General features: G+C 44.3%; 11 protein-coding genes. 7 read left to right on the top strand and 4 right to left on the bottom strand.

What is annotated here, in order from left to right; translation table 11 throughout:
- Positions 1-193 precede the first annotated feature (193 nt).
- Entirely contained in the window at positions 194-1,426 is a 1,233-nt protein-coding gene (locus tag FCL46_RS04855) for an exonuclease SbcCD subunit D C-terminal domain-containing protein (protein WP_136805253.1), read from the top strand.
- Positions 1,427-1,463: 37 nt separating this feature from the next.
- Positions 1,464-5,162, top strand: a complete 3,699-nt coding sequence (locus FCL46_RS04850) for an SbcC/MukB-like Walker B domain-containing protein (RefSeq protein WP_136805252.1) — start codon at positions 1,464-1,466, stop codon at positions 5,160-5,162.
- Positions 5,163-5,221: 59 nt separating this feature from the next.
- On the opposite strand, the gene rfbC is transcribed toward FCL46_RS04850, so the two are convergent.
- A complete protein-coding gene (gene rfbC / locus FCL46_RS04845) occupies positions 5,222-5,767 on the bottom strand; it encodes a dTDP-4-dehydrorhamnose 3,5-epimerase (protein WP_136805251.1) in 546 nt (181 codons plus the stop codon).
- An 18-nt stretch (positions 5,768-5,785) separates the two neighbouring features.
- Positions 5,786-6,862 (bottom strand): dTDP-glucose 4,6-dehydratase, encoded by a 1,077-nt coding sequence (rfbB, locus tag FCL46_RS04840; RefSeq protein WP_136805250.1) that lies wholly within the window; start codon positions 6,860-6,862, stop codon positions 5,786-5,788.
- A 120-nt stretch (positions 6,863-6,982) separates the two neighbouring features.
- Here rfbB and FCL46_RS04835 point away from each other — a divergent pair, with 120 nt between their 5' ends.
- Complete coding sequence (locus FCL46_RS04835; RefSeq protein WP_136805249.1) at positions 6,983-8,569, top strand: peptide chain release factor 3; 1,587 nt, start codon at positions 6,983-6,985, stop codon at positions 8,567-8,569.
- A 276-nt stretch (positions 8,570-8,845) separates the two neighbouring features.
- On the opposite strand, the gene FCL46_RS04830 is transcribed toward FCL46_RS04835, so the two are convergent.
- On the bottom strand, positions 8,846-9,133 hold the full coding sequence (locus FCL46_RS04830) for a DUF134 domain-containing protein (protein ID WP_136805248.1): 288 nt from the start codon (positions 9,131-9,133) through the stop codon (positions 8,846-8,848).
- A gap of 103 nt (positions 9,134-9,236) precedes the next feature.
- Complete coding sequence (locus FCL46_RS04825; RefSeq protein WP_136805247.1) at positions 9,237-9,626, bottom strand: NifB/NifX family molybdenum-iron cluster-binding protein; 390 nt, start codon at positions 9,624-9,626, stop codon at positions 9,237-9,239.
- A 501-nt stretch (positions 9,627-10,127) separates the two neighbouring features.
- Here FCL46_RS04825 and FCL46_RS04820 point away from each other — a divergent pair.
- The 4 genes from FCL46_RS04820 to hemB all read left to right on the top strand — a co-directional run bounded on the left by FCL46_RS04820 (position 10,128) and on the right by hemB (position 15,619).
- Entirely contained in the window at positions 10,128-10,700 is a 573-nt protein-coding gene (locus FCL46_RS04820) for a DUF4390 domain-containing protein (RefSeq protein WP_136805246.1), read from the top strand.
- A gap of 6 nt (positions 10,701-10,706) precedes the next feature.
- Positions 10,707-13,019 carry a sensor histidine kinase gene (locus FCL46_RS04815; protein WP_136805245.1) on the top strand — a complete coding sequence of 771 codons (2,313 nt, stop codon included), beginning with the start codon at positions 10,707-10,709 and terminating at the stop codon, positions 13,017-13,019.
- 47 nt (positions 13,020-13,066) lie between these two features.
- Positions 13,067-14,434 (top strand): sigma-54-dependent transcriptional regulator, encoded by a 1,368-nt coding sequence (locus tag FCL46_RS04810; protein WP_136805244.1) that lies wholly within the window; start codon positions 13,067-13,069, stop codon positions 14,432-14,434.
- 210 nt (positions 14,435-14,644) lie between these two features.
- Positions 14,645-15,619, top strand: coding sequence for a porphobilinogen synthase (gene hemB, locus FCL46_RS04805; RefSeq protein ID WP_136805243.1), 975 nt, complete (start codon positions 14,645-14,647; stop codon positions 15,617-15,619).
- Positions 15,620-15,750 lie beyond the last annotated feature (131 nt).

The following is a 15,750-nucleotide window of genomic DNA, read 5'->3' as shown; positions in this document are numbered from 1 at the left end:
TAATCGTAGTGTTTATGTTCCTATGATGTTCATCCACAGGATTTGGTTCTGCCGAATAGCCATGGTCGTGTTTTATTCCAGTGGCTACATCATGTCAACATGACAGCAGATTTATAATTTAATTCCATTGCAAAACACAAAACTGTATACTACTCGCTTGTTATTTTCACCTTACTGATTCTGGATAAACTTTATGAAAATACTCCACACTTCCGACTGGCATATTGGCAGAAACCTTTATGGAAGAAAACGCTATGATGAGTTCGCCTCATTTCTCACATGGCTGGTCAGGACAATCTCACTCAATGAGATTGAAGTTCTACTCGTTGCAGGTGACGTATTCGATACCGGTACACCAAGCAATAAGGCCCAGCGTCTGTATTATCAGTTTTTGAAAGAAGTCTCTTCCACCTGTTGCAGGCACATAATCATTATAGGCGGTAATCACGATTCACCGACACTGCTTGAAGCTCCCCGGGAGCTTCTCCGCTTTTTTGACGTTCATGTAATCGGCAGCACACAGGAAAATATCGAAGACGAAGTGATTGTGCTTAAAAACAACACAGGTGAAGACGAACTCATTGTCTGTGCAGTTCCATACCTGCGTGACAGAGATATCCGTACGTCAAACGCTGGTGAAGACCTTGATGATAAAAACAGAAATCTTCTGAATGGCATAGCAGATCATTACAAACAGGTGGCAGACATTGCAGAAGCAATTCAGCAGCAATCACGATCATCATCGCTCCCTATAGTTGCAACCGGTCATCTGTTTGCAGCAGGTGGCACCAAAGTAGAGGGTGACGGTGTACGGGATCTATATGTAGGATCGCTCGTCTATGTAAATTCATCATCTTTTCCAACCTGCTTCGATTATCTCGCACTTGGTCATCTACACAGCAGTCAGCTTGTCGGCAAAAACCCAGTACATCGCTATAGCGGATCACCGTTGCCAATGAGTTTCAGTGAGGCCAAAAAATCAAAATGTATCCTACAAGTTGATATTGAACACGGACAAACCAGTGTAACCGAAATACAAGTACCGTGTTTTCAGGAACTCAAGAGTATTCGTGGTGATCTGAAGTATATTTTGGAAGAGATTGATACGCTGATTACAACTGAAACACCTGTATGGCTCGAAGTAATTTATGACGGAGAAGAGATCATAGCCAATCTGCAGGCGACCCTTGCAGACGCAATATCCGGTTCATTGATCGAGATACTCCGCATCCTGAATAATCGGCTCATGCGCTCGGTCATGCAGCAGAATACCCCTGACCATACTCTGGAAACAATGACTCAGGAGACAGTTTTTGAAAAGTGCCTTGAATTACATAATATAGCAGAAAGCCAGCAGCCAGAGCTCCTGCATCTGTTTCGAGAAACCATTCAGGCAATTGAAGATGAAGACCTCAGGGCAGAATAAAAAGCACCTCCGCTTTTGTTTAACACACTATTGAAAAATGAAAATTCTTAACATTCGATTCTGTAACCTGAATTCCCTTGCCGGCACCTGGTTTATCGATCTCACTTCGCCTGAATATCTCCTTGATGGAATTTTCGCTATCACTGGAACCACCGGTGCTGGTAAGACAACGATACTTGACGCAATGTGCCTCGCATTATACGGGCGTACCCCGCGACTAGAGAAGGTCACAAAATCATCCAACGAGGTAATGACAAGGCAAACCGGTTTATGTTGGGCGGAAGTTGAGTTCAGCACAGCAAAGGGACGCTTTCGCTGCCACTGGAGCCAGCACAGGGCCAGAAAATCACCTGCGGGAGATCTGCAACCCCAGAAGCACGAAATTGTCGACTGTGCCAGTAATACGCCACTGGAAACCAAACTGAAGATGGTTGAAAAGAAAGTGGTTGAAGTAACAGGCATGGACTATGACCAGTTCACCCGTTCTATTCTTCTTGCGCAGGGCGACTTCAATACCTTCCTGAAAGCCAATCCGGATGACCGGGCACCCATCCTTGAGCAGATCACAGGCACTGAGATTTACAGTCGTATTTCAAAAAAAGTTCATGAACGACGAGCTGAAGAACAGACAAAGCTCGCTCTGCTAAGCCTGGAATGTGATGGATTCCTCCCGCTGGGGATTGAGGCGCTGGATACAATACATACCCGGTTGAAAGAATTGCAAACCTTGTCAGCAGGGGCTGATCAACAGGTAAATGGTCATCGCAAACTTCTGGACTGGTATGAGCGGCAGGAGCAACTCCAGAATAAAATCAACACGGGGTTACAGCATGTACAGCAACTCGAACAGCAATGGCTGGAATTATCTCTAAAACGGGAGCAACGTCATGCCGCCGAAAAGTCCAGACCACTCGTTCCTGTATATTCCCGATTACAGGAACAGCAGGCACTCCAGAATTCTGAGCTTAAAGAGCTTACAGCATGCAGGCTCTTCATAAAGGATCTGGATCCTAAAATTATTAAAAACACTACTCAACTCAATACGACAGAACACCAGTTAACGACCCTCAAAGAATCACAAATTTCAAGTAACATTATATTAAAAAAAGTACGAACACTTGACCAGCAGCTCAATGATTTACTACAGCAACGTACAACGCTTGAAAACGAACTAGAGCAGACAGCTAAAAAAACCAATCAACTAAAAATTGATCAGACAAATAGTGAAAAAGCGATTCAGGAAGAGGAATTAACGCTTAAAAAAATAGAAGGGTATCAAAAAGCTTCGGCCTGTAACAGTAAACTTGTAGAAGAATTCAGCGGCATACAGCAACAAATCAACCTGTACGTTGAGCAATCACACAAACACAAGGCTACTGCACAGCAGATACTCGATGCGCAAAATGCAGAAAAGCAATGTTTGCTAAAAATACATGCGCAAAAAACACATACTCAAGAACTCCGAGTTAGACACGACAGCCTCTTGAAAAAAGAGCAGGAGTGTAGGAGCAATGTGCAAGAAATGCTTCAGGGCATATCTCTTGACCAACTCTTTCACAAAGAGAGTGAGGAGCAGAAACAGTTCCATTCTCTTGAACAGGCATCAAACCTCGCAAACCAACTTCAGCAGCATATAGCTCAAATAGCTGCTCTTCAAAAAGACGTTGAAAAAGTCGAGGCTGAAACAGCAACTGCTCTGAATAAGAAAGACCTCAGTCACAAAACTGTTCTTACTCGTGAAGAGCAGGTCGAAAAGCAGGAAAAGATAGTTTTGCTCGCCGCAAAAATCACTAGTCTGGAAACAGAACGTAACGCCCTCAAGCCTGGAACTCCCTGCCCCTTATGCGGTTCACCCGAACATCCTTACAGATTATCAGAGATACCACAAGAATCTGATGAAAAAGTGCAATTACAAAAAGATAAAGCAAAACTTCATGCAGCCAGGGAAGAATTCAGCACAATCCAGGCTGAAATAGCGGCATTTAATGCGAGATCTCATCATATAGCAACGGAACTTCAGAATCAGAAACGTATGTCTGATGAATGCAGACAGGCGTTGAGTGAAAAGTGCAGACTGCTGGGTATAGATGTAGACTCTCATCTGGTCAACAGAATCACCGCCAGGATGCAGAATGCACAACGTGCAATAACAGAATTGCAGGCTATCCGGACAAAGGCCGAGAAACACAATGGAATTCTTGCAGAAACAGTAAGACAACTTCAGGAAGTAACCCGCCTCTCAAATGATGCCGAACTTAAAATGCAGGGATTGGTGAATGCAGGCGATAAGTGCACAGAGCAAAAAGACAAACTCAAAGAAAGCAGTATAAAAGAAATCGGACAGTTGAGCCTGCTTTCTGAAAACCTCTCAACAGTACTGAACGGTTTCACAGACCTGTCTCTCTCACTCGACAATCTCCAGGAGATACTACATACTCTCCGCAAAAAACGAGACCTCTGGTTACGATCAGTAGAAAAACTGCAATCTGTCTCTCAAAACATTCTCAAACATAAAAGTGCGCTTTCAAGTCAACAACTCCTCATCAAACAGCTTGAGGAGCGTGCCGCCACATGCAACAGCAACGTGCTCAAGATAAAAACAGTCTTTGAAACACTTCAGAAAGAACGTTTTCAACTCATGGGTAGCGATGACCCGGATGTTATTGAACAGAATATCGCAAAAGAAATTTCAGCAACCGAACACACTGTTACCAAACTGCGTCTTACAGCTAATGAACTACAGCAGCAGCACGCTATCCGTTCAGATCGGGCATCGTCACTTCAAGAAAGAACTGATGATCGTACAGCGAATTTGCATAAAGCCCTAAACGATTTCAATACGAAGTTAGTTGAAGCTGGTTTCGCCAATAGCGAACAATTTCTTTCTTCAATTATGGAAGAGGATTCTCTGAATCAACTCGTTCAATATTTGAATGAGCAGCAGAAACGGATGGAGGAAGTAAACGCAATCCTTAAATCAGACAAGACCTTGCTCAATGAGATACATGATCAGAAACTCACAGAGGTAGGAAAAGAAGAACTCATCAGCCAGATGAATGACTATCTGCAAAAGCTCTCCGCCCTGCAGCAGGAAACAGGTGCCTTAAATCAGCAACTACTGGATAACCAACGGCAGCAAGAGATCCATAAACAGAAAATTGAGCAGATGAAGTCTCAACAGCAGGAGGTGGATCGCTGGTCTCGACTCCATGAACTTATTGGTTCTAATGATGGGAAAAAATTCCGCAATTTTGCTCAGGGACTCACTTTCGAGATAATGATCGGCCACGCAAATATGAGTCTGCAAAAGATGACAGACCGTTACCTGCTGATCAGAGACCCGGCACAGCCGCTGGAGTTGCAGGTAATTGACAACTATCAGGCGGGTGAAATGCGATCAACAAAAAATCTTTCGGGTGGTGAAAGCTTTATAGTTAGCATGGCCCTTGCACTGGGTCTTTCAAACATGGCAAGCCACAATGTTCAGGTAGACTCGCTATTTCTTGATGAAGGCTTTGGAACACTTGATGATGAATCTTTGCAGACAGCGCTTGATACCTTAGGCGGTCTCCATCAGGAAGGTAAGCTGATAGGCGTAATATCCCATGTGAAAGGATTGCAGGAAAGGATTGCCACGCAAATAAAAGTTACACGTGGCGCTGGCGGACTCAGCACCCTGTCGGGTCCGGGTGCCGGCAGATGGAAGGAACCCGAAATAATCGAACAGAATGAATAAATAACTCTATCTACCCACACAATTATTGTGCGGGTAGATTGTGAAAACACTCACTGTGTTTAGTCAAACACCTTCGCCTCAACAAATGAAACGCCAGCCTCATCTTTAGCTGAAAGTCGCGGCTCAATATCAGAAGGCCAGGTTATATTAATATCTTTATCGTTCCAGATTATACACTGCTCGAATTCCGGTGCGTAGTAATCGGTCGTTTTATAGAGAAAATCCGCACTGTCTGAGATTACCACAAAACCGTGACCAAATCCTTCAGGCACCCAGAGTTGACGTTTATTCTCAGCGCTTAAAATTTCCCCGACCCATTTACCGAAGGTAGGTGAAGACCTACGTAAATCTACAGCCACATCGAACACGGCCCCGGAAACAACACGTACCAATTTGCCCTGAGGTTTTCCAAGCTGGTAATGAATACCTCTGAGTACGCCTTTACTTGAGCGGGAGTGATTATCCTGAACAAAGTTTTTTTTCAGGCCGGTTTTCTCCTCCCAGAGATGTTGGTTAAAACTTTCGAGAAAAAAACCTCGATCATCACCGAAGACCTTAGGTTCGACGATCAACACATCCGGTATACTGGTCTGTACTATATTCATATGCGTATCTTACAGGGGTTATTTCCCGTACATTTCCTGGTAATAGTTCTGATAGCTGCCATCGACAATGGCCTTAACCCAGTCCTGATTTTCAAGGTACCAGTCCAGCGTTTTTTCTATACCGGACTCAAAAGTAACCTTCGGCTCCCAACCCAGTTCATCTCGTATACGGGTTGGGTCTATGGCGTAGCGCCTGTCATGACCCAGTCGGTCTTTAACAAAGGTGATCAGTGAACTTCTCGGCTCACCGCTCTCCAGCAGCCCGATCTTTCTATCAAGGATATCGCAAATAAGTGTGACTACCTCGATATTCTGTTTCTCATTATTGCCGCCGATATTGTAGCTCTTACCGTTTTCACCTTTTTTGAGCACTTCTACTATCGCCTCGCAATGGTCTTCGACATACAGCCAGTCACGAATATTTTTCCCGTCGCCATATACCGGCAGCTCTTTTCCAAGCATACTGTTATTAAAGACCAGTGGGATCAACTTTTCAGGAAATTGATACGGGCCGTAATTGTTTGAGCAGTTAGTTATTCTGACAGGCAGACCGTAGGTATGGAAATATGCACTCACCAGATGATCAGATGATGCTTTAGAGGCCGAGTATGGCGAACGCGGGTCAAAGGCTGTGCTTTCTGTGAAGAACCCTGTTTCCCCCAGAGAGCCGTACACCTCATCAGTGCTGACGTGGAGAAAACATTTTTCCCGACTATCGTCCACGCCCTCAGCCAACCAGTTCTTTCTGGCAGCTTCAAGCAATGTAAAGGTTCCGATAATGTTTGTCTGGATGAACTCTGCCGGCCCTGAAATTGATCTATCCACATGGGATTCAGCTGCAAAATGAACAACTGTATCTATTTCTTCCTCGATAAAGAGGTTTTCAATAGCCTCAGCATCACAGATATCGGCTTTTACCATCCGGTAATTCTCACCTTCAGTAATCCCTTTAAGGTTCCGCAGGTTACCGGCATAGGTAAGTTTATCGAGATTAATCACCCGCCACTCCGGGTAATCGTCAAGCAGTAACCGGACAAAGTTTGAACCGATAAAACCACAGCCTCCTGTTACAAGAACGGTGCGTTTATTTTTCATGATTGAGTAATTTTCTAGTTGCAATATGGGAAAAAGAGCCTATTCTTCTGCATTTTTTCAGCTTGTTCTTATAATAAGACTGAACAGTAAATGAAAGTATAATCTCCGGTTTATATAGATATGAGTAAACAACTCCAGAATGAAATTGAGAGACGCCGCACCTTTGGCATCATTAGCCATCCGGATGCAGGTAAGACGACCTTAACAGAAAAACTCCTGCTTTTCGGTGGCGCCATCAACATGGCAGGTGCCGTTAAGTCACGAAAAACTGAACGTCATGCGACCAGTGACTGGATGGCTATTGAGCAGGAACGTGGTATCTCCGTCACTACATCTGTCATGAAGTTCACCTATCGTGATTACGAGGTAAACCTCCTGGATACTCCAGGTCATCAGGATTTCTCTGAAGATACGTATCGCGTTCTCACTGCAGTTGACTCAGCTATTATGGTCATTGATAGTGCAAAAGGCGTCGAAGCCCAGACACAGAAACTGATGGAAGTCTGCCGAATGCGCAATACACCCATCATCACCTTCATCAATAAGCTTGATCGTGAAGGACTTCATCCGCTTGATCTTATGGCCGAGATAGAAGAAAAGTTGCAGGTAGAATGTACTCCTCTTTCATGGCCAATCGGAATGGGGAAAAACTTTAAAGGTGTCTACAACATCTACCAGAAATGCCTTCACCTTTTTACTGCAGGACAGGAAACACGAGATATCAAGACCGTCACCATTAAGGACCTTGATGATCCAAAACTTGATGAGTTGCTCGGCATCCAGGCTGACGAACTCAGAGAAGACATTGAACTGCTCGAAGGGGCGGCTAACCCTTTTGAATTGGATCACTATCTCGAAGCAAGCCAGACTCCTGTATTTTTTGGTAGTGCAATTAATAATTTCGGAGTCAAAGAGTTACTTGATGCCTTCGTTGAAATGGCACCCCAGCCAAGTCCACGGGAAGCGCAAACCCGTACGGTAGCCCCTGAAGAAGATGCATTTTCCGGCTTCGTTTTCAAGATTCAGGCAAATATGAATCCTGCCCATCGCGACCGAATCGCTTTTTTCAGAATCTGTTCAGGAAAATTCATCAGGGGAATGAAGGTAAAGCATCACCGACTAGGTAAGGATATTTCACTCTCCAATGCGACAATATTTATGGCTCAGGAACGCGCTAATGTTGAAGAAGCATTTCCGGGTGACATTATAGGTCTGCACAACCATGGAACGATCAAGATAGGCGACACCTTTACCACCAAAGAAGAACTAAAATTCACAGGCATCCCCAACTTTGCTCCTGAACACTTCAGACGCGTACTGCTCAAGAACCCCTTAAAAATGAAACAACTCCAAAAAGGGTTGGTGCAGCTTGCTGAAGAAGGCGCCATTCAGGTGTTCAGGCCAATGATCGGTTCTGATTATGTGATGGGTGCTGTCGGTGTACTCCAGTTCGAAGTCACTATGGCAAGATTGAAGAATGAATATGGTGTCGATGCAATCTATGAACCAGTTGACTACCAAGCAGCACGCTGGATACATTGCGACGACAAGAAAAAATTGCAGGAATTCGAACGAAAAAATCAGGAGGCACTTGCCCGGGATTCTGAAGGTTTCCTCACCTTTCTGGCCCAGAGCGAGTGGATGCTCAATTTCCATAAAGAAAAATGGCCGGAGATCGAATTCATGAAAACACGTGAAAACGTTTAAGACTTTCTCTTCATCCGGACGGAAAACACCGCCTACCGGCGTCAATGATTTCAGATCGCAGGAAATAGATACCACCCGGTATCAAACTCCCTGCGATCTGCAAAGCAGACACCAACCTTCAAGCAGCTACTCACCAGGCTTTACTTGCAATTCCCCCTGCAAATTAAGCTTTTATTCCCGAAGTTATCGTAGGTGGAGAGTCATCGCCGAGGTCAACATCAAAAATGCTGTTGCGATGACTGGAATGACTTTGGTTATTGCTGAGAACTCATCACGCTATTCTTCGTCATCGACAAAGATAATTGCGTAACCTCTAGCGAGCGAGGTTGATGTTTTCTTTCTGGCGACTGTCAGGATACGTTGTATCGTACCTCTGGAAACCCCCATACGCAATCCAGCCTCCTCCTGCGTTAGTCCTTCGGAATCACACAGGCGAAGCGCTTCGAGTTCATCACGATGAAGTTCGATTTGCTTAAGTTCCGATAATGGAGTTCCTGTTGGCTTGTAAGCATGCCCACAGAAACTCGCCTCACATTTTCTTGTTTTTTTGGGTCTTGGCGACATAATAATCTTGAATACTAAGAGGATGGCTGACTAATACATTCATCAACCGGTCATTTGTGGTACTCCGTCTTTTATACAGCCGATAGACCAAAAATGCAAATTCTCAATGCTGACAGTTGCCGGAACCTTTACAAACCTGATCTGCATGCATCAGCGGCAATTGATTATTAGTGAATTTATCGACTACTGACTGGACATTCTGTACTGTGCCCTGTACTGAAAAATATACATCAATTCCAGCCTGTGCGAAACCCTGCATAGGTCGTGCACCCATGCCACCAACAACGATTGCCTTCACATCAGCATCATTGAGAAGCTTTACAGGAGTCATACAGCCACCGGCTTCGTGGCCGCCATTGGCAATAACTTCTACAGCTTCAACCGTTTTATCACTACTGAGGTTGATTATAGTGAACACCTCACAATGGCCAAAATGACCGGAGACATTTGCTTCAAGTCCACCGGGATTATCTGTTGGAATTGCTATTCTCATTTCCTTTATTCTCCAATACTGTTTAAATATACGTACATTAGTCAAGCGCAATTGTTCATATGCACATAATACATTCATTCAATCTGATGGTCAAGCAATTATTACACGGCAACACAGTCTTATGCAGGAGGCTGTCCGAGAATAGGAATTTCATCTCGAATCGAGACATTTCTAAAAAATACGTGCAGTCATACAAATGATATTACGAGCATTATTCTTTAGAAACAACGAAGATTCGGGGTAAAAGTGCATTTCGGACAACCTTCTAGCCATTACACTGCTATCCTTATCTGCACAAGCCATTAATGGACATCAAGCGTAATATCAAGTAGATTACTATTCACTAAAACATGGGACAAACATGCCGTGTAACAACACGTCATTATATACTATCCACACCAGTCAAGTCACTTTAAAGAACGTGCAGCCTGGAAATTAAGAACACGATTGTTCTTTTAAATCTGCTGCCACACCCCAAGAGTGGTTACTGCTTTATAATTTATGCAAAAAAAGATACTTATAACCATCTTACTGGCTGTATCAATGGCGATCATCACCCCGCTATGCTTTTCCGGTCAGGATGATTCAAAAAAGGTTACCTTTACTGATCTCATCGCAACAACATCGGAAACTCACCTGATTCTGTTTGGCGTAATCAACAACAGTTTTACTGAAGAAATGATCTCTGGTGTAAAAAGCGGTGTGCCTGTACACTTTTCGTTTTTTATCGAACTATTTCAAAAAGAAAACAATGTTGAACAACTGCTGACGGAGATGGAATTTCGTCACACCATGACATATGACACACTTAAAGATAGTTATAAGGTTGAACTTGGCGAAATCAACAACAAGATCGTTCTGCTTCAGGACCTCAAGGATACACAGAAAACTATGAGTGAGGTCAACGGTGTCAAAGTTATTGAACTCACCAATCTCGTTCCCGATAAAACGTACCTACTTAAAATTAAGGCGAGCCTCTTCGAAAAAACTCTGCCACTGAGCCTGCATCGCATCCTGCCTTTCACTTGGTGGGACAGGGAAACAAAGTGGCATTCCCTCGAATTTAACTATTAATTAGCAGTGACACACCACACTCCACCCACAACCGGGCTCTCACCTGCCCCGGAACGATCTGGTAAAGATTACTCAGAACGTCAGTACAGCCGTGAACAGCTCCTGCAAAAACGGAAACTGGTACGATTGGTCATTGTTATCTGCCTGGCCCTGATCCCTGTTTTCATCTACCTGCAGACCACGCTCTACCAGCAGGAAGCAAAGCTCCCGATCAGCAGCAACATTCTTATTTTCGGCCTGATAAACATCAACGTACTGTTGGTACTGTTTGTTCTCTTTCTTGTACTGCGCTCACTCGCAGAGCTGTTCTTTGAACGGAGGATAAACAAACCCGGAAGCAGATTAAAAACAAAACTCATTTCGTCTTTTCTCTGCCTCACCCTTATCCCGACCGTACTGCTGTTTTTTGTTTCTCTACAATTCGTTTCAACCAGTATGGAATACTGGTTTAACTCAAATATCGAAGAGTCCCTGCAGGAATCACTCGAACTTGCACAATCCATTCTTCATGATGCTTCCGATAAAGCAGACATGATGAACTCAGGGCTCTCTGAAAAACTTGCAAAGCATAATCTCGACGGAGCTCCACCTGAAAAAATCAACCAGGTACTACGTGATCTGCTTATAGATAACGCCATATACGGGCCCTCTTCAATCACCTACATTACCGGCGCAACAAACCTTCAGGTATCGATCCTCGGCCCTAACACCCATAACCTCATCCTCCCTAAAATCCCCATTGATCTGATTGTAAAAGTTAAGACCCTGGAAGGCAGAGATACAATCATCCAGGAAACCAATCAGGGAGATCTTATACGAAGTATCGCCTCTATTCAGATGGGAGGTAACCCTGAAGACAGAGCAATACTTGTCACTTCAGTTCTGGTTACAAACGAAAGACTTGAGCGCATGACACTCATATCCCAGGGAATCGAAGGATATCGTCAGCTTAAACACTTCAAGGATCCATTCAAATTCTGGATATTTATAATCCTGCTCATTGTCACCCTGCTGATCATCTTTGCTGCCATCTGGTTCGGAATGTATATTTCCCGTGGAATCACCAGCCCTCTTGGTGAACTTGTTATTGCTACCCGTCGTGTCGCTGATGGCGATCTCGAATTTGAGATGCAAAGTGAATCCAATGATGAAATCGGCTATCTCGTCAATTCATTTAACCAGATGACAATGAACCTGAATACCAGCACCAAACAGCTTGCAGAAACACATACGGCCTTAACTCTCAGCTCTCAGGAATCTGAGCAACGGCGTCGTTACACCGAAATTATTCTGCAAAACGTTTCTGCCGGTGTTATCTCTCTTGATGAAGGAAATCGTATCACTACCATCAACCGATTTGCTGAAAAACTGCTGAGTATCAATAAAAGTTTTTTTATAGGCAAGACATTCAACGAAGTTCTTCACGAAAGTCAGGGGATGATCATTCAGGGGTTTATTGACGAGCTCGCCATCACAGGTAAAACTTCGATTGAACAGCATCTCAAAATAAACATCATGGGGAAGAACTTCTCACTGCTGATTCACTTCACCAGGCTGGAAGATGAGAAACAGACACCTCTCGGCTATGTTCTAGTCTTCGATAACCTGACCAAACTTGAGAAGATGCAGCGTATGGCTGCATGGCGTGAAGTAGCTAAACGTATCGCTCACGAAATCAAAAACCCTCTTACACCCATCCAACTTTCTGCTCAAAGGTTACGACGCCGTTATCCGGAGATACTTGCAGAAGAAGATAGCGTCTTCGACCAGTGTACCAACACCATCATAGGCCAGGTTGATGAGTTAAAACGCCTGGTGAGTGAGTTCAGTCAATTCGCCAGGATGCCAAAAGTACAAAAAGGGCCGGCTGATCTGAGCAGTCTCTCCAAGGATACACTCGTTCTTTACAGAGAAGCTCATAAACATATAGAATTCACACTCAAGGAAACTTCGCCAGTACCGATTTTCAACTTTGATGCGGAACAGATCAAGCGGTGCATAATAAACCTGCTGGATAATGCAGTTGCAGTTTTACCTGCTGGCGGTAAAATAGTAGTTGAGCTTGCACCGGATAATGGTTCAGACTCGATTTTTATCAAGGTCAGCGATACCGGGCCGGGAATTTCAAAAGAAAACAAACTCAAGCTTTTCGAACCATACTTCTCCACCAAAAAGACGGGAACAGGCCTCGGACTTGCCATTGTCTCCACAATTGTTTCAGACCACAACGGCTATATCAGGGTTCACAACAACGAACCTGCTGGATCTGTTTTTACCATTGAGTTACCAATGACCGAAAGAAGAGATTCCCCTCTCTAACCGATTCTCAGGAAGCTGAACAGCCTGAATAAAACACGTAATATACTATGAGCAAACGCATACTCATTATTGATGATGAAACAAGTATTCAGCAGTCCCTTTCAGGTATTTTAGAAGATGAAGGATTTGATGCTGTCACCGCCTCATCTGCTGAAGAAGGGCTTGAGATACTCGATGAAGAGCATATAGATCTGGTACTACTTGATATCTGGCTTGGGGAAAACATGGACGGTATGGCAGCTCTTCCCAAAATTAAAGAGCGATTTGATCTGCCGGTAATCATGATATCAGGACACGGTACAATCGAAACTGCTGTCCAGGCTACACGAAATGGTGCTTTTGACTTTATCGAAAAACCACTCTCCTACGACAAAATCATACTCGCTATTACTAATGGGCTGCGTTTCGCACAGCTTGAGCAGGAAAACCTGTTGTTGCGCGAGACCACTCAGCGAACCACCCAGATAACCGGTACATCCGAGGCGATCAGCGCCATAAAAAAACAAATCGAAATGGTTGCCCCGACCGATGCCTGGGTGCTTATCCGTGGAGATCATGGCACAGGCAAAGAACTCGTTGCTCAGTCAATCCATCGGCTTTCTTCGTCATGCAATAAACCGATGATCGAAGTTAACTGTGCTGCAATCCCTGAAGAACTCATAGAATCTGAGCTTTTTGGTCATGAAAAAGGTTCTTTTACCGGTGCCCACACCAGCAAAAAAGGTAAATTTGATCAGGCTGATGGCGGTATTCTTTTCTTAGATGAAATCGGTGATATGAGTCTTAAAACACAAGCAAAAATATTGCGCATTCTTCAAGAACAGAAATTTGAGCGGGTAGGTGGTTCGAAGACCATCAAGGTAAACGTCAGAGTTCTTGCCGCAACCAACAAAAACCTTGAAGAAGAAATCGAAAACGGCAACTTTCGTGCTGACCTGTTCTGGCGCCTTAATGTTGTACCGATTCACGTTCCGAAATTGCAGGAGCGTATTGGAGATGTACCCCAGCTTGTTGAGAGCCTCATGAAAACCATTTCAGGCAAAGGTGTCGGTGTGAAGCATTTTTCCGAAAACGCTTTTACCGCCTTGAAAGAACATAGCTGGCCAGGAAATGTTCGTGAACTCAGAAATTTTGTCGAACGACTGGCAATCATGTGCCCGGACGACACAATTTCAGGGGATCAGGTACGTCTATTTCTCAACCCGACAGAACAGGCACAGAAGGTGAGTAGCGGATCGTCTATTACCCCGTTTCTCTCCTCAGACTTTAAAGAGGCCAAGCGATTGTTTGAGCGAGCGTACCTGCAACATAAACTTGACCAGAACGAACACAACATCTCTAAAACTGCAGAACAGGTCGGACTTGAGCGCAGTCATCTCCATAAAAAGCTGAAGAGTCTCGACATCATACAATAGATCTGACATTTCACAGATCACTCACGCACTAACAACCCGACACGTACTTTTTACTCGTGTTTTTCACATGTTCTTTGTAAAACGTGCACAATAAATATCAGCCGCAAAAAATGTGATTAACATTACCCGGCTGAGTTCAGAAATAACTCCAGAATCAGACATCAGTTTATGATCAATTCTGGCTAAAAATAGACTACTACAGGAGCTGATATGGTTTTTCCAGAATATCGTCCACGCCGTATGCGACAAAACAGTGCTTTCAGATCACTTATCAGGGAAACGCATCTTTCCCCTGCCCAGTTTATCTATCCCATTTTTGTTATGCCAGGGAAAAAGGTACGGGAAGAAATTCCATCCATGCCCGGAGTTTTCAGGTTATCTGTTGACCAACTTGCAGCTGAGGCAAAAGAGTGCCTTAAGCTCGGTATCAATGGAGTAATTCTCTTTGGACTCCCAGAGAAAAAAGATGCAATGGGAACCGGAGCTCACATTAAAGACGGCATTATTCAAAGAGCAATCAGAGAGCTCAAAAATAAAGCACCAGAATTAATGGTGATTACAGATGTCTGCCTCTGTGAATATACAGATCATGGCCACTGCGGTTGCCTGATAAACAACAGCGTAGACAATGACGCAACACTTGAGATCCTGGCAAAAACTGCTCTCTCGCATGCCAATGCCGGTGCCGACATGGTAGCGCCTTCTGATATGATGGACGGTAGGGTTGCTGAGATTCGTGCGACACTTGACGAGAATAATTTCGATAACATTCCCATCATGTCCTATGCTGTTAAATATGCTTCTGCATTTTACGGACCATTCAGAGATGCAGCCGACTGCGCCCCAACGTTTGGAGATCGCCGCAGCTACCAGATGGATCCTGCCAACAGCAGGGAGGCTCTTCGTGAAGCTACACTCGATGTTGACGAAGGTGCCGACATTCTGATGGTAAAACCTGCTGTTGCCTATCTGGACATCATCTCCAAACTGCGTGATGAGTTTGACTTGCCCATCGCCGCGTACCACGTAAGTGGTGAATATGCGATGATAAAAGCTGCAGCTGAAAAAGGATGGATTGATGGTGATAAAGTGATGGAAGAAACCCTGCTCTCAATAAAACGTGCAGGTGCAGATATAATCATCACCTATTTTGCCAAGGATATGGCCAGATTATTACAAAAGTAATAGTAACTGTTCAGCCAAGACCTCATACGTACCCTTTTCTGTAGGCCGTAACTGTTTAGCAGTGCTCCAGATGGCCTCAAGCGGGACGATTGGCTATAGTATGCCTATGCGAAGCGTCCCGATCGGGGGCA

The organism is Desulfosediminicola flagellatus (genome assembly GCF_005116655.2).
Lineage (GTDB): Bacteria > Desulfobacterota > Desulfobulbia > Desulfobulbales > Desulfocapsaceae > Desulfopila > Desulfopila flagellata.
This window is presented reverse-complemented; position numbering and strand designations above follow the sequence as displayed.